General features: G+C 70.2%; 17 protein-coding genes and 1 other RNA gene. 3 read left to right on the forward strand and 15 right to left on the reverse strand.

Annotated features, from left to right (window positions below; all coding sequences use genetic code 11):
• Positions 1 to 28 precede the first annotated feature (28 nt).
• From CCR97_RS03390 to CCR97_RS03410, 5 genes are all read right to left on the reverse strand, one after another.
• Positions 29 to 1,543 carry a DegQ family serine endoprotease gene (locus CCR97_RS03390; protein WP_111360507.1) on the reverse strand — a complete coding sequence of 505 codons (1,515 nt, stop codon included), beginning with the start codon at positions 1,541 to 1,543 and terminating at the stop codon, positions 29 to 31.
• A 217-nt stretch (positions 1,544 to 1,760) separates the two neighbouring features.
• On the reverse strand, positions 1,761 to 1,952 hold the full coding sequence (locus tag CCR97_RS03395; RefSeq protein ID WP_111360508.1) for a DUF2065 domain-containing protein: 192 nt from the start codon (positions 1,950 to 1,952) through the stop codon (positions 1,761 to 1,763).
• A gap of 82 nt (positions 1,953 to 2,034) precedes the next feature.
• Positions 2,035 to 2,970, reverse strand: a complete 936-nt coding sequence (gene hflC, locus CCR97_RS03400; protein WP_201159300.1) for a protease modulator HflC — start codon at positions 2,968 to 2,970, stop codon at positions 2,035 to 2,037.
• The gene (gene hflK, locus CCR97_RS03405) at positions 2,967 to 4,115 is read right to left on the reverse strand and encodes an FtsH protease activity modulator HflK (protein WP_111358896.1); all 1,149 of its coding nucleotides are present in this window, start codon (positions 4,113 to 4,115) and stop codon (positions 2,967 to 2,969) included. The genes hflC and hflK overlap by 4 nt, the downstream gene beginning before the upstream one ends.
• Positions 4,116 to 4,322: 207 nt before the next feature.
• Complete coding sequence (locus CCR97_RS03410; protein WP_111358895.1) at positions 4,323 to 4,853, reverse strand: dihydrofolate reductase; 531 nt, start codon at positions 4,851 to 4,853, stop codon at positions 4,323 to 4,325.
• A 172-nt stretch (positions 4,854 to 5,025) separates the two neighbouring features.
• Between CCR97_RS03410 and CCR97_RS03415 the strand changes: the two genes are divergently transcribed.
• Positions 5,026 to 7,329 carry a hypothetical protein gene (locus tag CCR97_RS03415; protein ID WP_146618846.1) on the forward strand — a complete coding sequence of 768 codons (2,304 nt, stop codon included), beginning with the start codon at positions 5,026 to 5,028 and terminating at the stop codon, positions 7,327 to 7,329.
• A 190-nt stretch (positions 7,330 to 7,519) separates the two neighbouring features.
• On the opposite strand, the gene CCR97_RS03420 is transcribed toward CCR97_RS03415, so the two are convergent.
• The 10 genes from CCR97_RS03420 to CCR97_RS03465 form a co-directional block, all read right to left on the reverse strand.
• Positions 7,520 to 8,155, reverse strand: a complete 636-nt coding sequence (locus CCR97_RS03420) for a thiamine pyrophosphate-dependent enzyme (RefSeq protein ID WP_244670245.1) — start codon at positions 8,153 to 8,155, stop codon at positions 7,520 to 7,522.
• The gene (locus CCR97_RS03425) at positions 8,152 to 8,652 is read right to left on the reverse strand and encodes a thiamine pyrophosphate-binding protein (protein ID WP_111358893.1); all 501 of its coding nucleotides are present in this window, start codon (positions 8,650 to 8,652) and stop codon (positions 8,152 to 8,154) included. The genes CCR97_RS03420 and CCR97_RS03425 overlap by 4 nt, the downstream gene beginning before the upstream one ends.
• A 7-nt stretch (positions 8,653 to 8,659) precedes the next feature.
• On the reverse strand, positions 8,660 to 9,133 hold the full coding sequence (locus CCR97_RS03430; RefSeq protein ID WP_201159301.1) for a nucleoside deaminase: 474 nt from the start codon (positions 9,131 to 9,133) through the stop codon (positions 8,660 to 8,662).
• 357 nt (positions 9,134 to 9,490) lie between these two features.
• Positions 9,491 to 10,549: an ABC transporter substrate-binding protein gene (locus tag CCR97_RS03435; protein ID WP_111359540.1), complete on the reverse strand. Its 1,059-nt coding sequence runs from the start codon at positions 10,547 to 10,549 to the stop codon at positions 9,491 to 9,493.
• 113 nt (positions 10,550 to 10,662) lie between these two features.
• Positions 10,663 to 11,586, reverse strand: a complete 924-nt coding sequence (locus tag CCR97_RS03440) for a LysR family transcriptional regulator (protein ID WP_111359541.1) — start codon at positions 11,584 to 11,586, stop codon at positions 10,663 to 10,665.
• A gap of 19 nt (positions 11,587 to 11,605) precedes the next feature.
• The gene (locus tag CCR97_RS03445) at positions 11,606 to 12,493 is read right to left on the reverse strand and encodes a TIR domain-containing protein (RefSeq protein WP_111359542.1); all 888 of its coding nucleotides are present in this window, start codon (positions 12,491 to 12,493) and stop codon (positions 11,606 to 11,608) included.
• Positions 12,490 to 13,284: a thymidylate synthase gene (locus tag CCR97_RS03450; protein WP_111359543.1), complete on the reverse strand. Its 795-nt coding sequence runs from the start codon at positions 13,282 to 13,284 to the stop codon at positions 12,490 to 12,492. The genes CCR97_RS03445 and CCR97_RS03450 overlap by 4 nt, the downstream gene beginning before the upstream one ends.
• A 133-nt stretch (positions 13,285 to 13,417) precedes the next feature.
• The gene (locus tag CCR97_RS03455) at positions 13,418 to 14,407 is read right to left on the reverse strand and encodes a tripartite tricarboxylate transporter substrate-binding protein (protein ID WP_111359544.1); all 990 of its coding nucleotides are present in this window, start codon (positions 14,405 to 14,407) and stop codon (positions 13,418 to 13,420) included.
• Between the two features lie 369 nt (positions 14,408 to 14,776).
• Positions 14,777 to 16,282: a tripartite tricarboxylate transporter permease gene (locus tag CCR97_RS03460; protein ID WP_111359155.1), complete on the reverse strand. Its 1,506-nt coding sequence runs from the start codon at positions 16,280 to 16,282 to the stop codon at positions 14,777 to 14,779.
• 37 nt (positions 16,283 to 16,319) lie between these two features.
• The gene (locus tag CCR97_RS03465; RefSeq protein WP_244670246.1) at positions 16,320 to 16,946 is read right to left on the reverse strand and encodes a tripartite tricarboxylate transporter TctB family protein; all 627 of its coding nucleotides are present in this window, start codon (positions 16,944 to 16,946) and stop codon (positions 16,320 to 16,322) included.
• 741 nt (positions 16,947 to 17,687) lie between these two features.
• On the opposite strand from CCR97_RS03465, the gene ssrA reads away from it, so the two are divergent.
• Positions 17,688 to 18,058, forward strand: a transfer-messenger RNA (tmRNA) gene (ssrA, locus tag CCR97_RS03470).
• A gap of 204 nt (positions 18,059 to 18,262) precedes the next feature.
• Positions 18,263 to 18,835 carry an SspB family protein gene (locus tag CCR97_RS03475; protein WP_111359156.1) on the forward strand — a complete coding sequence of 191 codons (573 nt, stop codon included), beginning with the start codon at positions 18,263 to 18,265 and terminating at the stop codon, positions 18,833 to 18,835.
• Positions 18,836 to 19,034 lie beyond the last annotated feature (199 nt).

Genomic DNA, 19,034 nt, shown 5'->3' on the forward strand with positions numbered 1-19,034 from the left:
GGGAGAGGTGAAGAGACCGACCCGCCCCCTACTGCAGCGCGATGGCGACGAAGCGCAGGTCGCCGTCGGCGCTGGCGACCAGGAGGAGAGCCGACTTGCGGCCGTCCTTCTTGAGCGCGTCGATGCGCTTCTGCACGTCGGCGGCGTTCGCCACCGGCTCCTGCGAGACCTCGACGATCACGTCGCCGGCGACGAGGCGCTTCTCGGCCGCGGCCGACTTCGAGTCGACCCCGGTGATCACCACGCCCTTCACGGTGTCCTTGATCTTGTAGCGCTTGCGCAGCTCGTCGGAGAGATTGGCGAGGTCGATGCCGAGCGTCGACTTGACGACCGACTTGTCCTCCGGAGCGCCGCCGTTGCGCTTGGGCGTGAGCGCCGCCTGCTTCTCGCCGTCCTCCAGACGGCCGAGCTTCACGGTCTTCATCTCCTCCTTGGCCTTGCGGAGGATCACCACCTCGACGTCCTTGCCGACCGGGGTCTCGGCGACGATGCGCGGCAGGTCGCGCATGTCCTTGATGTCCTTGCCGTCGAAGCGGACGATCACGTCGCCGGTCTCGATGCCGGCCGGCTTCGCCGGGCCCTTCTCGTCGACGCCGGAGACGAGCGCGCCGCGCGCCGGCTTGATACCGATGCTCTCGGCGATCTCGTCGGTGACCTGCTGGATGCGCACGCCGAGCCAGCCGCGCCGCGTCTCGCCGAACTGGCGGAGCTGGTCGATGATCGGCATCGCGGTCTTGGACGGCACCGCGAAGCCGATGCCGATCGAGCCGCCCGACGGCGAGATGATTGCCGTGTTGATGCCCACCACCTCGCCGTCGAGATTGAACAGCGGGCCGCCCGAGTTGCCGCGATTGATCGCCGCGTCGGTCTGGATGTAGTTGTCGTAGCGGCCCGAGTTGATGTCGCGGTTGCGCGCCGAGACGATGCCGGCCGTCACGGTGCCGCCGAGCTGGAACGGATTGCCGATCGCCACCACCCACTCGCCGATGCGCAGCTTCTCGGAATCGCCGAACGACACCGCCTTGAGCGGCTTGTCCGTCGTCACCTTCAGCACCGCGAGATCGACCTCCTTGTCGCGGCCGAGGATCTCGGCCTTGAGGCGGGTGCCGTCGTTGAAGATCACCGTCACCTCGTCGGCGTCGGCGATCACGTGATTGTTGGTGACGATGATACCGGCGGGATCGATCACGAAGCCGGAGCCGAGCGAGTTGGCGCGGCGCGGCGTGCGCTCACGCGGGCCGTTCTCGCCCTGCTGGCCGCCGCGGCGGTTCTTGAAGAACTCCTCGAAGAACTCCTCGAAGGGCGAGCCCGGCGGCAGGTTCGGCACCGCATTGCCCTGCGCCTGCACGGTCTGCGAGGTCGAGATGTTGACGACCGCATCCATTACCTTTTCGGTGACGTCGGCGATGGCGTCGGGTCCGCGCGCGAAGGCGCGGCTGTCGAGCGCGGCGGGCACGCCCGCGAGCAGGACGGCGGCGGCGAGCGCGGCCGCGACGAGCGGGCGCCGGGTCGGGCGGAAGCGTTCGAACGAAAGGCCGGCCATCACCTGGCGATCTCCTCGGGACATCGGAACTCGGGAACGCGGAACTGGAAAACGAACGGAACGCGGGACCGCGACACACGCGGACACCGTCGGCGCAGGCGAGCACTGCGATACCGCTCGCGACACGCCCGCATCCGCTGCGACGGACACCGCGAGCGGCCCGCGGGATTACGGACGAATTCGGGCGGAATGGCGACCCGCGGCCGCGCGTCTTCCGTCAGGATAGCTGGCGGATCATCCAGATCAAGGCGACGCCGAGCGCCGCGCTGACCACGCCGACGATCCGCAACGTGTGCTCGGGCGTCTCCAGGAGCGCCAGCGCGGCACGCCGCGCCGGTCCCGGAAAGGCGGCGAACAGCAGTCCTTCGATCACGAAGACGAGGCCGAGAGCGACCAGGAACGCGGACATCGATGGCCTCGAAGGCGGACGCGGACCAGGGTCCGCACCGAAGTCCGGGCCCGGCGCCGTCGCGACGCCGGGCCCGGTCGGATCACTGCGCGGCGGCCGCCGCGGGCGGCGCCGTCCGGGCGGGGGCTGCCGCCTGGGCGGCCGGCCGACCACCCGACGGGTTGGTGAAGTAGCGGAAGAACTCGGAATCCGGCCGCAGCAGGAACCGCGTCTCGCCCGGCTTCAGGCCGGCCTCGTAGGCCTGCATGGAGCGGTAGAAGGTGAAGAAGTCCGGATCCTGCCCGAACGCGTCGGCGAAGATGCGGTTGCGGGTGGCGTCGCCCTCGCCGCGCGTCTGCTCGGCCTTGGACGTCGCGTCGGCGACCAGCACGGTCACGTCGCGGTCGGCGCGCGCCCGGATCTCCTGGGCCCGCTGGCTGCCCTGGGCGCGGAACTCGGCCGCCTCGCGCTGACGCTCGGTCTGCATCCGCTGATAGACGGCCTGGCTGTTCTGCTCCGGCAGGTCGGCGCGGCGGATGCGGACGTCCACCACGTTGATGCCGAAGGCGTGCGCCTCGCGGTCGAGCTGCTCGCGCACCCGCGCCATCATCTGGGTCCGCTCGTCGCGGACCACGTTGGTCAGCGTCGATTCGCCGAGCACGCGGCGCAGCGCCGAGTTGAGCAGCGTGGCGAGCCGCGAGTTGGCCCCCTCGACCGAGCCGACCGTCTGATAGAAGCGCAGCGGATCGACGATCTTGTAGCGGGCGAAGGCGTCGACCACGAGCCGCTTGGAGTCGGAGGCGATCACCTCCTGGGCCGGGTTCTCGAGGTCGAGGATGCGCTTGTCGACGTAGATCACGTTGTCGATCAGCGGAATCTTGAAGTGCAGCCCGGGCTCGGTGACGATCCGGCGCGGGTCGCCGAGGCGGACCACCAGGGCCTGCTGGGTCTGATAGACGGTGAACACCGACGCCCAGCCGAGCACCAGGATCAGCAGGATGACGACGGCGGCGATGCCGCCCGCGATGCCGGTCTTCATCGGGCGGCTCCCGTCTGGGTGCGCGGCTGCGGCTGCGCCTGCCGCCGGCCGAGCTCGTCGAGATTGAGATAGGGCAGCACGCCGCCGGCCGTGCCGGTGGCGCTGGTCGACGGATCGATGATGATCTTGTCGGTGCCGCCGAACAGCCGCTCCATCGTCTCGAGGTAGAGGCGCTCGCGGGTGATCTCGGGCGCCTTCTTGTACTCCTCGTAGATCTTGCTGAAGCGGCCGGCCTGGCCGCGCGCCTCGGCGACGGTCTGCTCGCGATAGGCCTCGGCGGCCTGGGTGATCTGGGCGGCGCGGCCGCGCGCCTCCGGCACCACGCGGTTGGCGTAGGTCTGCGCCTCGTTCTGGGCGCGCTCCAGGTCGGCGCGGGCCGCCTGGACGTCACGGAACGAGTCGATGACCTGGTTCGGCGGGTCGACCTTCTGGAGCTGCACCTGGGTGATCTGGATGCCGGCGCCGTACTGGTCGAGGGTGCGCTGCATCAGATCCTGCACCGCCGTCTCGATGGTCTGGCGGGCGCCGGTGAGGATCGGCTGCACCTCGGAGCGGCCGATCACGTCGCGCATGGCGCTCTCGGCGACCGCCTTCACGGTGCCTTCCGGGTTCTGGATGTTGAACAGGTACTGGCTGGCGCCGCCGGCCGGCTTGATCACCCAGAACACCGAGAAGTCGACGTCGACGATGTTCTCGTCGCCGGTCAGCATCAGGCTCTCCTCGGGGACGTCGCGCATGGTGGTTCCGCGGCGGATGTCCTCGATGACCCGCATGCCGATGTCGATGCGGTTGACGCGCGTCACCTTCGGGGTGAGCACCGACTCGATCGGATACGGCAGGTGGTAGTTCAGGCCGGGCGTCGCGTCACGGCTGTACTTGCCGAAGCGCAGCACCACGCCGAGCTCGTCGGGCTCGACCCGGTAGAAGCCGGAGGCGCCCCACAGCAGCACGGCGACGCCGACCAGGATGGCAATTCCCTTGCCGCCCAGGCTGCCGCCCGGCAACACCCTGCGGAGCCGATCCTGGCTGCGGCGCAGGAGCTCCTCGAGATCGGGAGGTGTCGGACCCGACGATTGCGGCCCCGTCCCCCACGGTCCCTTGGGGCCCGATCCCCACGGTCCGCCGCCCTGATTGCTCCACGGCATCTATGCTGCCTTTCCTCTACGTCCGGCCTCGACATGCGGCCTCGACATCCGGCGCGGTCCGGCGCGAATCCCAGTCGCGCGCGACGTCTCCGGCCGGAGCGTTCCGCTGAGATGTGGCTTGGGTTATAGGAAACCAACCCCCGTTTCAACGCATGGACTTGCGGCGGCGCGCCGCGGCCGCCCGGGCGCCGCCGGCCCGGCCTCCGGCTAGTCCTCGCTCCGCACGTAGGTGACGAAGCCGAACGGCGCCGTATCCTCGGGCCCCTGCTCGCCCGTGGCGTGGGCCACGGCCCGCCACACGGCGGCGTCGATGGCCGGGAAGCCGGCATCGCCGGCGGGCGACGCATGCACCCGGGTGATCTCCAGCCGGTCGGCGAGCGGCATCGCCTCGCGATAGAGCTCGCCGCCCCCGGCCAGCATGATCGCGCCGGCGCCGCGCCGCAGGGCATCGGCACGCGCCACCGCGAGCGCCGCGGCGAGCGAGCCCGCGACCACCACCCCGGCCGCCGCAAAGGCGGGATCGCGCGTCACCACGATGGTGGTGCGGCCGGGCAGCGGCTTGCCGATCGACTGGAAGGTCTTGCGCCCCATCACCACCGGATGGCCGAGCGTGACGGCGCGGAAATGCCGCATGTCCGACTTCAGCCGCCAGGGCAGCGCGCCGTCGCGGCCGATGACGCCGTTGTCCGCCACGGCGGCGACGAGGACGAGCGGCAGGGGCCGTGTGGGCGGACTCATCGGGCCGGGCTCATCGGATCGGGGGCTCCTATCGATACGCGACAGGTTTGCATGAAAACACGTCAAAGTTGCGTTCCGTGCTTATTCCGATCATCATCCGTCTAAACCGAATCGGCTGGCCTCCGCACCGGAGCGCCCAGTGTACAGCCTCATGCACAGGGTGGGTCGGCGAATGGTCGCCAGGTGGGTGGGGATCGGCCCGACGGCGGCGCCCCAGATCGCGTCCATCACGATCGCGGCGACCGTCGTCGCGGCAACCCTCGTCGCGGCGACCGTCGTCGGGATCGCGGCCGCCGGCCCGTGGCCGCCGCAGGGGGCCGACCCGGACGCCACCGCCAAGGCGGATCTCGGCCCGATCGCGACCTGCCTCGCCTCCGGGCGCGACATGGTGATGGCGCCGCGACCGGCCTGCGTTCCGCGCGGGAGCGGCGCGGCGGTGGCCGAGAAGGCCGGCATGCCGCTCGGCGAACGTGATTGGTCGGTCGTCTGCGCGACCGGTGACGACCCGCGCCGCCTGCCGCGCGACGCGGTCGCCCGGCTCGCCGGCGACCCTGCGGTGGCGCGGGCCGGCATCCGCATCGTCGGTGCGCTGTTCTGCGACGGGCTCGACCTCGCCGACCTCGACCTGTCCGCCCCGCTGATGCTCGACCGCGCCGTGTTCGCCGGCCCGGTCGACCTGCACAATCTGCACCTGAAGGGCGACCTCGGGCTCGACAACGCGGTCCTGCTCGACACGCTGCGGCTCGACACGGTCAGGATCGCCGGCTCGGTCCGGCTGAACCGCAGCTTCGTGCGCCGGCTGCGCGTCGCCGACACCAAGGTCGACGGCTCATGGCACCAGTCCACCGCGATCGTGTTCCTCGACGCGCATCTGGTGCGGCTCGCCGTCGCCGGCGATCTCCAGCTCGACCGCGCCGCCGTCTCGCGGCTGTGGGTCCGCGCCGCCCGGGTCGGCGGCACGCTCGTGCTCGACGAGAGCGAGGCGCGCTGCGCCGTGCGGATCGAGGCGAGCACGCTCGGCGCACTGACCGCCCGCGACGCCGGGTTCGGCAAGGTGGTGACGATCGGCGTGGGGCCGCTCGCGACCCGCTATCCGTGGTGGCGGCACGCGATCGAGGGCCGCCCCGCCACCCACGTCCAGACGATGTTCCGCAGCGCCGCCATCGCGGCCATCGCCGAGGCCGAGCGCCGCCGCGTCGCCCTGCCCGAGCTGCCGGTCGAGGAGAACGCGCTGCTGCGCGGCTGCCGCGAGGAGACCGAGACGCTGCCGGACGGCCCCCCCCGCAAGGTGGGGATCGACGGCGTCGTGGCGCCGCGACGGCTCGCGCTCGTCGTCGCCGAGACGACGATCGCGTCCGGCCTGTGCCTCGGCCCGATCGCCTGGGGCACCCCGCGCGACGGCGAGGTGCCGGATCCCTACCATCCCGCCACGGTCGTCGGGCTCGACGGCACCACGATCGGCGGCACGCTCGCCGTCGACCTGTGGGGCGACGACCCCGCCGTGCAGACGGTGCGCCCGGGCGAGCCCGCCTTCGGGCGCGTCGCCGCCCTGCACGTCTTCGCCGCGACCGGTGTCACGACGTCCGCCCTCGCCCTGGACTTTTCCGATCTCGATCGCCCCTGGGCCGGTCGGTGGGACGGGCTGCGCTTCGATCGACTCCGGGAGGGCCGGCCGCACTGCAGCGGCGACGTCGCGGCGCGGCCCGAAGCCCCTCGGACGCCGCCGCAGGTCGCCGAGGTGCTGCGCTGGCTCGATCGCAACCAGGCGCCGTCCACCCAGCCTTTCGTGCCGTTCGCCGCCGCCTTCCAGGCGGCCGGGGCCGCCGCCGAGGCGGACGAGCTGCGCATCCGTCGCCGCAGCATCGAGGTGTGCGGCCGCCTGGCGCGCTGGCTGCCGCTGGTGGCCGGCCTCTGTCCGGACGGCGCAGGCACCGCGGCCGCGGCCGAGCCCTCGCCGGAGATGTCGGGCGGCGGCCATGTCCGGGCCGGTTTCGGCGGCGTGGTGTCGGGCGCCGGCGATCTGATCGGCACCGGCTTCGCGGCGGCGATGTGGGCCCTCGCCGACCACGGCCTGCGCCCCGGCAAGCTCGTCTGGTGGGCGATGGGCGCGCTCGCGGCCGTGTGGATCGTGCTCCGCTTCGGCCTCGGCGTGGTCGGCTTCCTGCCGGAGCGCCGCCCGGCCGGCGGGCGGCTGTGGCCGATCGGACCGCTGTTCCTGATCGACCGGCTGGTTCCGGTCCACCGGGTCCGCCGCGAGCACGACGCCGTTGCCGGCTTCTTCCGCCGCGCCGACGCGGCCGACGCCGAGGAATCGGGCGACATCCTCGAAACGACGCTGCGCGGCCGCAAGATCGTCGTGCGGCCGGTCGACGAGGTCACACGGCATCGGATCGAGATCGTGCTGACGATCCTGCGCGTCACCGGCGTGGTGCTGGCCGTGTTCCTCGTCGCCGCACTCTTCTCCAGCGGGCGGTGAGCGGAGGGCGATGAACCGGGCCGGTGTGGCGTCTCGACCCAGTTCCATCCTCATGGTGAGGAGCGGACCGAAGGTTCGCGTCTCGAACCATGAGGCCCGGACGCGGGGGCCGCCCTCGCCCTTCGAGACGCCCGCTGCGCGGGCTCCTCGGGGCGAGGTGGAGACAGGTCCGCTCGATCGCGCGCCGGTCTCAGTTGTGCTCGCTCGGGCCCATGATCACGATGCCCTCGGTCGCCTCGACGTGGCGGACGAAGATGTACTTGTCCTCGCGCCCGTCCGAGTGCTTGCGACGCACGTCGCGAAAGCTCTCCTGCGACACCTTCGCCACGATCACGAAGGGCTCGGTCGCGGCGAGGCCGCGCCGGCACAGCGCCTCGAAATCAGACAGCGTCGTCGCCGTGTGAGCCTGCGCGATGCCGGCGCCTTTCGCGATCTTCGCGATATCGACGCGGCCCTGCGCCGTGTGGGTCGGCGGTCCGCCGATCGACTGGTAGCACTCGTTGTCCCAGACGACGACGAGCAGGTTCTTCGGCTGCTCGTTGGCGAGCGTCGCCAGAATGCCGAGGTTGAACATCATGCCGCCGTCCGTGTCGAGCGACACGATGCGCCGATGCGGCAGGCCGACCGCGAGCCCGAAGGCCTGCGGCGTGACGCAGCCGAGCTGCTGCTGGAACAGGCTGGCCTCGCGCATGTGCGGGGCGGCCGTGTACCACTCGTCGACGCTGGCGCCGAGCGACAGGATCACCAGCTCGTCCTTCAGGAGCGGGGCGAGCGCGCGCATGCAATCGAAGCGGTGCATCTTCTGATCAGGGGACGCGACGTTCATCGCACCAGCCCTCCGGTCAGCGCCACGGCCGAGTGATAATAGGACGCATAGGACCACGTCACGGCGTCCTGCACGGCCTGCTTCACCTTGGCGGCCTCGTCGACGACCCGGTACGGGATCCGCATCGCGTTCAGAAGCGGCTCCATGGTCATGCCGTGCGGCACGGCCCACCAGTTGTTCTCGCCGAGATCGCCGCGATAGCTCATCAGCATCACGACCGGAATGCCGGCCCCCATCCCCATGCGGGCGAGCGGTTCTACCGCGGCTCTGAGCCCGGAATTCTCCATCACCAGCGCGGCGCGCTTGCCGGACAGGAACACGCCGCCGCAGATCGCCGCCCCCTCCCCTTCGTTGGTGACCCGGATCGTGCGGATGTCGGGATCGGCGTCGAGTGCCGGATACAGCTCCTTGAACAGCGAATCGGGGAGATAGCAGACGACGCTCACGCCGGCGGCCTTGAGCCCGGCGATCACGGCTTCGACGGCCTGCGGGGTCATGCGTCCCTCACCGGGTCAGCGGCACGGCGGCGCCGCTGTAGAGCGCGACGCACTCGTCCTCCAGCACGCCCTCGATCACGGTCAGGTCCCAGCCGACCATCTCGGCCAGCCGCTCGACCGTGTAGTCCTTGAAGTTGAAGGCGAGCTTGGCGTGGCCCTTGACGTGACGGTTGCGCGCCCCGATCACCATGGTCTTGATGCCGGCGTTGAGCACGGCGCCGCAGCACATCGGGCACGGCTCGCAGGTGCAGTAGAAGGTCGCCTCGGGGATCTCGCGCCGCCCGAGCTTCTGGGTCGCGAGGCCGATCGCCAGCGTCTCGGAATGGGCCGTGGTGTCGCAGGTGCCGACCTTCAGGCTCGGCGTCGACACGACCACGTCGTCGCCGATCGCCACCACGGCACCGAACGGCTGCTCCCCCATCGCGGCCCCGCGCTTCGCCTCGTCGATCGCGAGGCGCATGAACTTTTCGTGGTCGGTCATCTGAGATTACCCTGGTCGGTCGCGTGGTCGCTCGAAACCGCGGACCTCGGTTATTCACTCGTCGTGGTCGGGCTCGTCCCGGCCATCACGTCTTTCGGTCTCGCGACCCGTCACGACGCCGCGATTCGGCGAGATCGTGGATGGCCGGGACAAGCCCGGCCATGACGAGCCGAGAGGGCGTGGCGTCCGCTGTTCACCTCTCCCCTGCGGGGAGAGGTCGACGCGCGGAACGCGCGTCGGGTGAGGGGGTGCCGAGACATCCGACTGGCGCCGTAAACCCTCACCCCGGCTCGCTGCGCTCGCCGACCCTCTCCCTCAGGGAGAGGGTCTAAAGAAGCGTTGCGCCGAGACCCTTCCTCACTTCGCCTTCGCGGCCGCGGCGGCGATGTCGCGCTCGGCCGCCGGCGGGAGGTAATCGCGAAGAAACACGGCGCGCACGTCCGGCAGTTTCTCGAGGCCGTAGGCGTCCGCCACCGTCTTGATCGCGGCGGCGAGGCGGCCGTCGTCGAGATCGCCGAGGCCGAGGCGCGCCGTCTCGGGCGAGATCATCAGCGACCTGATCGTGTAGACGAGCCGCTGCTTCTCGATGTCGGCGTTGATCAGCGGCTCGAGCCCGACCAGCATCTTCGTGGCGGCGTCGGGATCGGCGGCGACATCCATCACGGCGCGGTTGATCGCACGCACCAGCCCGCGCACCGCCGCGGGCTTCTCCTTCAGGAGCTTCTGCGACACCATCACGCCGTTGGAGTAGAGGTCGAGCCCGGCGTCGCTGTACATGAACCAGCGAAAGTCCTTCTCGGGATCGCGCTTCATGGCGACGAAGTTCATCCAGCTCGTCACCGAGAACTGGGCGATGGCGTCGGCCTGGCCCTGCACCAGCATCTGCTCGATCAGGTTCGGCGCGGCGTTCAGGATCTTCACCTTCGCCGCGTCGAAGCCGTTCTTGGCGGCGAGCGGCGGCAAGAGGCGCAGCGTCGCCGAGCCGGCCGGCGCGCTGACGGTGCGGCCTTCGAGATCCTTGAGCGTCTTGATCGGCCCGTCCGCCTTGGCGATCACGGCGTAGGGCGCGCGGTTGTAGACGAGATAGACCATCACGGGCTGCTCGCCGGGCTTGGCGGCGGCGTTCTGCATCACGGCGTTGATGTCGCCGAAGCCGGCGTCGTAGGCGCCGGTCATCACCCGCGTCACGGTCGCGGCCGAGCCCTCGCCCTGGTCGATGGTGACGTCGAGTCCCTCGGCGGCGAAATAGCCCTTCTGCTTCGCCCAGTAGTAGAAGGCGTGCGGGCCGGAGATCTTCCAGTCCAGCGTGAACCGGATCTTCGCCGGCTCCGCAGAAGCGGGAGCCTGCGCGGCCGCGGGCGCGGCGAGCCAGGCCGACGCGGCGAGCGAGACGGCGAGCAGGAGTTTCGATCGCATCGGGGTCACCTCCGAACCGGCCGAACGGCCTCGGACCGGGACCTTGGCAGCCACGCAGGCGTTGCGATAGACGGGCGCGAGTGATCGTAGTGTTGCGTCCGGAGCAACATCCGTCAGTGCCCGTCGAGCGCCTGCACGGCCGCGGTCAAGAGGTTCGCCAGCACGGCCGGTCCGGCCGGCAGATGCGCCTTTGCGCGCGCGACCAGGATCAGCCGGCGCGGCGCGAGCTGTCGGTCGGCGAGCGGCACGAACACCAGGGCGCCGTCGGCGAGCTCGCGCTCGACGCCGACCCGGGTCTGGAACGTGACGCCGTGGCCGCGCAGCGCGAGGTCGCTCATCAGATGGATCGAGTTGGTCATCGCGGCGGTGCGCAGCGCCGTGGCGTCGGCCGGCATCGCGGCCTCCAGCGAGGCGCCGAGCGTCAGGCTGGCGTCGGCCAGGATCACCCGCTCGCCGGCGAAGTCGGCGAGCCGCACGCTCTTGCGGCGGGCGAGCCGATGGTCGGGCCGCACGAGCGCGCCGAGCCGCAGGGCGGCGCTGGCGAGCCGCACCGTCCCCTTCGGCGGCCTGGCGTCGAAGCCGATCGCGAGATCGGCCTCGCCTCGCGCCACCGCCTCGAAGGCCTGGGCCGAGCCGGTGACGGCGAGCCGCACCTCGACGTCGGGATGGCGGGCCCAGAAGCGGCTGAGCACCTCCGGGACGAGCCCGCGCGTCACGCTCTCGACCGCCGCCACCGTGACGCTGCCGCGCCGGAGACCCGCGAGATCGTCGATGAAGGCGCAGGCCTTCTCCAGCTCCGCCTGGCTGGCGCCGGCGTGATAGACGAGGATCTCGCCGGCGCTGGTGAGCTTCAGGCGCTGGCGCGCCCGCTCGAACAGCGGCGTGCCGATCCCCTCCTCCAGCTGGCGCAGCGTGCGGCTGACCGCCGAGGGCGCGACCCCGAGCGCCGCCGCGGCGCGTCGGATCGAGCCGAACCGCACCACCGCCTGGAACGCCTCGAGGCGCGTCGAGATCAGGCCGAGGCGGTGCAGGGTCATGGCGGCCTCGCGATCGACGTCACCCGACCGATTCCGATCCTGCGGGTTCGGCCCACCGCGCGAACAGCTCGGCGAGCCTGGGGAGGGGCGACCACCATTCCGCTGCGTGATTTGCCGGCGCCAGGAGAACGTACATGTGCGGCCAGAGCGTTCGAACCGCGCGCCCGAACTCCGCCCGTGCTGGCGGATCGTCGACCTCGCCGGCGATCACCGCGTCCGCCACCGCTTCCAGAAAGGCGAAGATCCGACGCAACCCGTCGTGAGCCGGTCTCTCGTCGTCGTCGTACCCGTACGGGCTCGACGGCATGTCCCGCACCGCGGCCCTGGCGCTCAGCAGTTCCGGGCCGTTCCAGGCCGCAACGAAGGCATCCAGCCGTCCCGGCGAGCCGCGCCGCGCCTCCGGTACAGCCGCTTCCGGTACGGCCGCAGCGGGCCGCCCGAGCTGTTCTCGGATCGACCGCCGCACCCGATTCGCCGCCGGCCCGAGCGCGGCGATCAGATTCTTGTCCGACCTGTCGGACGCATAGGTCAGTGGCGTCAGGCCGAGCAGATCGGTGGGGAGATGAAGCGGCTCCGCCGAGCGCGGCATCACAAAGAAGCAGCGCGAGAGACCGAGCGCACCGACAAACAGGCCGAACTCGAAGATCACGTTGTCGCGGACGGCCGGAACCCGGGAATCGCGCAGTTGAAGCGCATCGTCTGCCGTGAAGGCGAATACCGCGAAATCGAACTTGCGCGTGGCAGCCAGGAGATCGACGATCGCACTGCTGCTCGGCCGGAATACGTCCTGCGTCCAGACCGTCGGTTCAGCCGTGTATTCGAGATGTTCCTGCAGCCCGTAAGCGACATCCAACCCTTCCACCGACGAGGCGATGAAGACGGATGCGTCGGGCCGCGCCGCGGTCATTTGGACACTCGCGCCGGAATATGCGGGTGCGCCTGATATCCGACCACCTCGAAGTCCTCGTACCGATAATCGAAGATCGTGGCGGGTCTCCTCTTGATGCTGAGCGCCGGCAATGGCAGCGGCGAGCGGGTGAGCTGGAGCCGGGCCTGGTCGAGGTGGTCGGAGTAGAGATGGCAGTCGCCGCCCGTCCAGACGAAATCTCCCGGCGCGAGACCGACCTGCTGGCAGACCATCAGGGTCAGCAGCGCATAGGAGGCGATGTTGAACGGCACGCCGAGGAAGACGTCGGCGGAGCGCTGGTAGAGCTGGCAGGAGAGCCTGCCGTCGGCGACGTAGAACTGGAACAGGCAATGGCACGGGGCGAGCGCCATCCTGGGCAGGTCCGCCGGGTTCCACGCCGAGACGATGATGCGGCGCGAGTCCGGATCACGGCGCAGGAGATCGAGCGTCTGGGCGATCTGGTCGATGGTGCCGCCGTCGGGCGTCGGCCAGGAGCGCCACTGCGCCCCGTAGACCGGGCCGAGATCGCCGTTCTGGTCGGCCCACTCGTCCCAGATGCCGACCCCGTTCGCCTTCAGGTAGGCGATGTTGGTGTCGCCGGCGAGGAACCACAGGAGCTCGTGGATGATCGACTTGAGGTGCAGCTTCTTCGTCGTCACCAGCGGGAAGCCGGCCGCGAGGTCGAAGCGCATCTGATGGCCGAACACCGAGCGCGTGCCGGTGCCGGTGCGGTCGCGCTTCTCCACGCCCTCGCGGAGAATTCGGTCCATCAGGTCGAGATACTGGCGCATCGGTCCGGCTTCCACTCGCGGCCGCAGCCCGCCGACGGCGGGACTCGGGCGCGCGAGACACTAGCGCCCGCCCCGCCGGAGCGGAACGGGCGCTGTGGATGGATCGCGATGCGATCGGCGGCAGAGCCGAGGATCAGTTCCCCGGGCCGGCGGCCTTGATCACCTTCGACCACCGCTCGACCTCGCTCTTGACGAGCTGGCCGAGGGCCTTCGGGCCGCGGCGGTCGCCCTCCGGCAGGTCGCTGCCGAGGTCGAGCAGGCGCTTGCGGGTGGTCTCGTCGTTCAGCGCCTTGTCGAGCGCGTCGGCGAGCTTGTCGACGACCGGCTGCGGCGTGCCCTTCGGGGCGAACACGGCGTTCCAGGCCGAGACCTTGTACTCGGGCAGGCCGGCTTCCGTGGTGGTCGGCACGTCCGGCAGCGCCGGGTTGCGGGCCTCGGTGGCGACGCCGAAGGCGCGGATCGAGCCGCCCTGCACCTGCGACACGACGTTGACCACCTGGTCGCACATGTAGTCGACCTGGCCGCCGACGAGCGCGTTCATGGCCGGGCCGGTGCCATTGTAGGGAACGGCGGTCGGCTTCACGTCGAGGATCGAGTTGAGCAGCAGGCAGGTCGTGTAGGACACCGAGCCGACGCCGGCATGCGCCATGTTGAGGGTGCCGGAGTTCGCCTTCACGTGCTTGACGAACTCGGAGAGATCCTTGGCCGGGTAGTCCTTCTTGGCGAGGATCAGGATCGGGGTGCCGGCGGCGACGCCGATCGGCTCGAAGTCGGTGGCCGGATCGTAGGCGAGGTTCGGATAGAGCGGCACGGCGGCGGCGTGGGTGCCCATGTGGCCCATGATGACCGTGTAGCCGTCGTTGGCGGCCCGCTTGGCCCGGGTCGCCCCGGTGGTGCCGCCGGCGCCGACCACGTTCTCGATGATGACCTGCTGGCCGAGCGTCTTCGACATGTGGTCGCCGACGATGCGGGCGACCACGTCGGTCGGGCCGCCGGCGGCGAACGGCACGATCATGGTGACGGGCCGGGCGGGATAGCCATTGGCGCCCTGCGCGAAGGCCGCGCCGGCGCTGGCGAGAAGGCATCCGGCGGCGAGCAGGGTCGTCAACTTGCGCACAGACATGACTGACTCCTTGTTGCGTTCCTCTGGGGTCGGCTTTTCAGGCTTGAAACGACTTCGAGATCAAAACCGGCAGCGAACGGCAGTGTTCGATGCCGGCACATGCCACCGCGGCGCGCGGGGGCGCAATTCTGCTTTGGATCTAGGAAATTCGCGGCCGCGACCGCTTCACACCGATTGGTAGAGAATCGCGGCCGGCACGGCCCATGCGGCAGGCTGTCGCAGGCCAGGTTCCCACCCGCCCACGCCCGGCGCCGCCCAAGAGCGGAACCGGAGACTCGCACCCGTCGTCGCACATGCAAAAAGCGCCGCGGCAGGGCCGCGGCGCTTGCGTGTGGTGCTCCGGTCGGCGGGCCGAGGCCCGGGTCCGGATCAATCCTCGACGAAGACCTGCTCGCGCTTGGCGCGGATCATCGGCAGCAGCGCGATGACGAGCAGCAGCGTGGCGAGGGCGAGGAGGCCGGCCGAGATCGGCCGGGTCAGGAAGGTGGTCGGGTCGCCGCGGGCGATCAGCATGGCGCGGCGGAGGTTCTCCTCCATCAGCGGGCCGAGCACGAAGCCGAGCAGCATCGGGGCCGGCTCGAAGTCGTGCTTGGCGAGCCAGTAGCCGACCAGCCCGAACGACGCCGTCATCAGCACGTCGAAGGGCGAGTTGTTGATCGAGTACACGCCGATGCAGCAGAAGATCATGATCGCCGGATAGAGCATCCGGTACGGCACCCGCAGCAGACGCACCCACACGCCGACCAGCGGCAGGTTGATGACGACCAGCATGGCGTTGCCGATCCACATCGAGGCGATCATGCCCCAGAACAGCTCGGGCTGCTTGGTCATCACCTGCGGGCCCGGGACGATGCCGTGGATCGTCATGGCGCCGACCATCAGGGCCATCACCGCGTTCGGCGGGATGCCGAGGGTGAGGAGCGGGATGAACGACGTCTGCGAGGCGGCGTTGTTGGCGCTCTCCGGCGCGGCGACGCCCTCGATGGCGCCGCGGCCGAAGCGCGACGGGTCCTTGGCCACCTTCTTCTCGAACGTGTAGGCCGCGAAGGCCGCGATGACGGCGCCACCGCCCGGCAGGATGCCGAGAATGGAGCCCAGCAGCGTGCCGCGGCCGATCGCCGGGGCGCAGGCCTTGAGGTCGGGCCAGGTCGGCATCAGGCCGGTGAGCTTGGCCTTGACGACGTCGCGCGACGAGGTGTGCTCGAGGTTGCGCATGATCTCGGCGAAGCCGAACACGCCCATGGCGACCGTGACGAAGCCGATGCCGTCCGCCATCTCGGGGATGTCGAAGGACATGCGCGACTGGCCGGTCTCGATGTCGGAGCCGATCATCGAGAGCATCAGGCCGAGCAGGATCATGCACAGCGCCTTGATGACCGAGCCCTTGGCGAGCACGACCGCGAAGATCAGGCCGAGCACCATCAGCGAGAAGTACTCGGCCGGGCCGAACAGCAGCGCCACCGAGGTGAGCGGCGCGCCGAGGGCCGCCACCAGCACGGTCGCGACGCAGCCGGCGAAGAACGAGCCGATCGCCGCGATGGCGAGCGCCGGGCCGGCGCGGCCCTGCAGCGCCATCTGGTGGCCGTCGAGCGTCGTCACCACCGAGGCGGCCTCGCCCGGGATGTTGACGAGGATCGACGTGGTCGAGCCGCCGTACTGCGAGCCGTAATAGATGCCGGCCAGCATGATCAGGGCGCCGACGGGCGGCAGCCCGAAGGTGATCGGCAGCAGCATGGCGATGGTCGCCAGCGGCCCGACGCCGGGCAGAACCCCGATCAGGGTGCCGACGATCGTGCCGAGCATGCAGAAGCCGAGATTGGCGGGCGAGAAGGCCACGCCGAAGCCGAGTGCGAGATTCGCGAGCAGATCCGTCATGTCAGGAAACTCTCGAGTCTGTGACGCGCGCGCGCGCTCAGCGGAAGTTCAGGAAGGTCGAGAAGGAGAGGTTCGGCGACGGCCAGAGCTGCAGCGGCAGGCTCAGCGCGATCGGGAACACCAGGATGCAGAACGCCGTGAGCACGGCGGCCCAGATCAGCGTCTCGATCCAGCGCACCTCGGAGCTGCCGGCCGCCACCGTGACGATGCTGAGATAGCTCGCGATGACCAGCCCGAACTGGCGGATCGTCATGGCGAACAGGAGCGTGCCGAGTGTGATGAACAGCGGCCCGCGCCAGGCGTAGCGCTCGAGGCCGGGGCCCTGGGCGAAAATGCCCACCACCATCACGATCAGGCTGAGCGCGGCGAGCACGGAGGCGAAGATGCGCGGGCCGGTGCCGGGACCGAAGGCGAAGCCGCGAGTACCGGGCAGATCGCTGCCGGCCCACAGCATGAACATCGCGAGCCCGAACAGCACGAGGCCGCCGTAGTAGTCGCGCGGATCGCGAATCGGCCATCGCATCAGCAAAAGGGCTGCCGCGAAGGCGATCAGGGCGATGCCGACGAACAGCAGCACGTCGGCGATCAGCGGTGCCGCGGCCGGGGTTCGGAAATAGCCGCCGATCGCGAGGAGGCCGATCAGCAGCGGCGCCACGACCGACATCACGGTTCGTTTCTGTTCGACGGATCCCTGCGACGACGCTTGTACGCCCTCGGACATCAAACCCTCCATGCTCGCTCGAGGAGACACCACCCGCCGAAAGTCGACGTCTCCTACCATAAGGCCGCAGGCGGCAGGAAGCACATGGTGGCCGTTTTGTGAATTGCGGAAGCAAAATAAAACGAGGACGAATCGGTGCCTCTGCCGACGCGGATGCAGCATTTATCGGATCAAGTCGCCGATTCCCTCCGCGACGATTGTCCGCGATCGCACGCTCTGACGCAGTCCAGCCGATAATATGCATGCCGGGACGGCGTCTCCTGCATTGCGCTTCGAGGCTTATCGCATCGCACCATTCATCTGATCCGAACAGCAACCCTGAGATCGGGAGCGCGCGCGACACGCGAGTCCAGCGCCCGACCGCGGAACGACGCGTTTCTCGACGCGAAACAGCGCCGCCGAACAGATCCGCTGCGGCATCCGCGCCGCCTCCGGACCGGCCGCCGACCGCGCGTTGCTCGGGGCACGGCACCGCCACCCTGTATGCAAAGCAGACCGGGTCGGCGCCGCCGCGAGCCCGGGTCGGCGCCGCGAGGCGTGGCGCCCCGTCGCCGGTCTCCCGCGCGGGCCGGCAGCCCGGGAGCGCGCGCCTGGGACCGGTCGGCGAATCGTCACGGTGAACCGTTGCCGATTCGGCGCACCCGACCGACGTTCAGGGGCGACGGGCCGTCACGCCGCCCCGCGGCTCTTCCGTTGCGGCCGCGACGTCCCTATATTGAGCCTGCCGGCTTGCCGGCTATGGCGATAAATGGCCGTCGTAATAAACCTTTCGGACCCGGGGGCAGTACCCGGCGCCTCCACCCGAGCCCAGTCGTCGCGCGCGAGCGTGTCGCGGTTGGGCTCCGGCGGGGGCGAAACAGGATCGACGAGGGCGTAAAGGACGCGCTTTTGCTCGGCATGGTTCCGCCGTTATCGGGCCACTGCAATAGTTGCCAACGACAACTATGCTCCGGTTGCTCAGGCCGCGTAAGCGGTTTGAAAGACCGATCTTCAAGCCCTGACGGGTAGCACCGGCAGGCGGGGTTCGGAGGCACCTGGCAACAGAAGCCTCCACTTCCTTTTTCGACCGGCGCTCTCTTGTCTCGACCGGCGCTTGCGCTCGGCACGCCGGCGCTCGACCGGCCTGTGCCGTGTCGGGCAGGCGACCCGGCCGGCGGGGCGCCGCTGTGGAGGCCCATCGGGGGTGCGGCCCGCGCGGGTGGCGTTCGGGCGGCGCGACGCCTACGATGCGCCGAGTCGAGGGCGCCCGAAGGTTCGACATGCCGACCGATTACATTCGATACGACATCCTCACCCAGAACGCGTTGCGCGGCGTCGTGCGCACCGTCCTGGCCGACGCCGCCGCCAAAGGGCTGCCCGGCGAGCACCACTTCTACGTCAGCTTCGACACCCGGGCGCCCGGCGTGAAGCTCTCGCCGCGGCTGCTCGCGCAGTATCCGACCGAGATGACGATCGTCCTGCAGCACCAGTTCTGGGACCTCACCGTGACCGAGGACGGCTTCGAGGTCGGCCTCTCGTTCAACGGCATCCCGGAGCGGCTGGTGGTGCCGCTGACCGCCGTGAAGGGCTTCTTCGATCCGTCCGTCCAGTTCGGGCTCGAGTTCGCTGTTCAGTCGGAGCTCGAGGGCGAGGAGCCGGAGGACGAGGCGGACGAGACCGCCGCCAAGGCCCCGACCGCGCTGCGGCCCGCCGTGCAGAAGCGCACGCCGCCGCCGGCGCCCGAGCCGCTGCCAGCCCCTGCCAACCCGACCGCCGACGCCGGCGACCCGCCGCCCGACAAGCCGGTCGGTGGTGGCGAGGTGGTGCGGCTCGACCGCTTCCGCAAGAAATAGACGTCCACACGGTTCCGCCGGTGGTGCCGGCCGCACCGGTCGGACCCGTGCCCGCCGCGGGCGGAACCTTCGACCGTGGGCCGGTCTTCCGTCGGGTGAGGAGGGCGCCATGACTGCTGCACGCACCGAGCCCAACGCCGAATCCGGACCCTCGTCCGGAACACCGGCCGGACCCTCGTCCGGCACCGCATCCCCTGCC

The organism is Rhodoplanes elegans (assembly GCF_016653355.1).
GTDB lineage: Bacteria > Pseudomonadota > Alphaproteobacteria > Rhizobiales > Xanthobacteraceae > Rhodoplanes > Rhodoplanes elegans.

Coding starts and splice junctions, on each gene's coding strand:
- CCR97_RS03475 (WP_111359156.1), top strand. CDS start 18,263: ATGCCGACCGATTACATTCGATACGACATCCTCACCCAGAACGCGTTG.
- CCR97_RS03415 (WP_146618846.1), top strand. CDS start 5,026: ATGGTCGCCAGGTGGGTGGGGATCGGCCCGACGGCGGCGCCCCAGATC.
- CCR97_RS03425 (WP_111358893.1), bottom strand. CDS start 8,652: ATGACCCCGCAGGCCGTCGAAGCCGTGATCGCCGGGCTCAAGGCCGCC.
- CCR97_RS03435 (WP_111359540.1), bottom strand. CDS start 10,549: ATGCGATCGAAACTCCTGCTCGCCGTCTCGCTCGCCGCGTCGGCCTGG.
- CCR97_RS03440 (WP_111359541.1), bottom strand. CDS start 11,586: ATGACCCTGCACCGCCTCGGCCTGATCTCGACGCGCCTCGAGGCGTTC.
- CCR97_RS03460 (WP_111359155.1), bottom strand. CDS start 16,282: ATGACGGATCTGCTCGCGAATCTCGCACTCGGCTTCGGCGTGGCCTTC.
- CCR97_RS03395 (WP_111360508.1), bottom strand. CDS start 1,952: ATGTCCGCGTTCCTGGTCGCTCTCGGCCTCGTCTTCGTGATCGAAGGA.
- hflC (WP_201159300.1), bottom strand. CDS start 2,970: ATGAAGACCGGCATCGCGGGCGGCATCGCCGCCGTCGTCATCCTGCTG.
- CCR97_RS03420 (WP_244670245.1), bottom strand. CDS start 8,155: ATGAACGTCGCGTCCCCTGATCAGAAGATGCACCGCTTCGATTGCATG.
- CCR97_RS03445 (WP_111359542.1), bottom strand. CDS start 12,493: ATGACCGCGGCGCGGCCCGACGCATCCGTCTTCATCGCCTCGTCGGTG.
- CCR97_RS03390 (WP_111360507.1), bottom strand. CDS start 1,543: ATGGCCGGCCTTTCGTTCGAACGCTTCCGCCCGACCCGGCGCCCGCTC.
- CCR97_RS03450 (WP_111359543.1), bottom strand. CDS start 13,284: ATGCGCCAGTATCTCGACCTGATGGACCGAATTCTCCGCGAGGGCGTG.
- CCR97_RS03410 (WP_111358895.1), bottom strand. CDS start 4,853: ATGAGTCCGCCCACACGGCCCCTGCCGCTCGTCCTCGTCGCCGCCGTG.
- hflK (WP_111358896.1), bottom strand. CDS start 4,115: ATGCCGTGGAGCAATCAGGGCGGCGGACCGTGGGGATCGGGCCCCAAG.
- CCR97_RS03455 (WP_111359544.1), bottom strand. CDS start 14,407: ATGTCTGTGCGCAAGTTGACGACCCTGCTCGCCGCCGGATGCCTTCTC.
- CCR97_RS03430 (WP_201159301.1), bottom strand. CDS start 9,133: ATGACCGACCACGAAAAGTTCATGCGCCTCGCGATCGACGAGGCGAAG.
- CCR97_RS03465 (WP_244670246.1), bottom strand. CDS start 16,946: ATGTCGGTCGTGGCGCCGCTGCTGATCGGCCTCCTCGCGATCGGCGGC.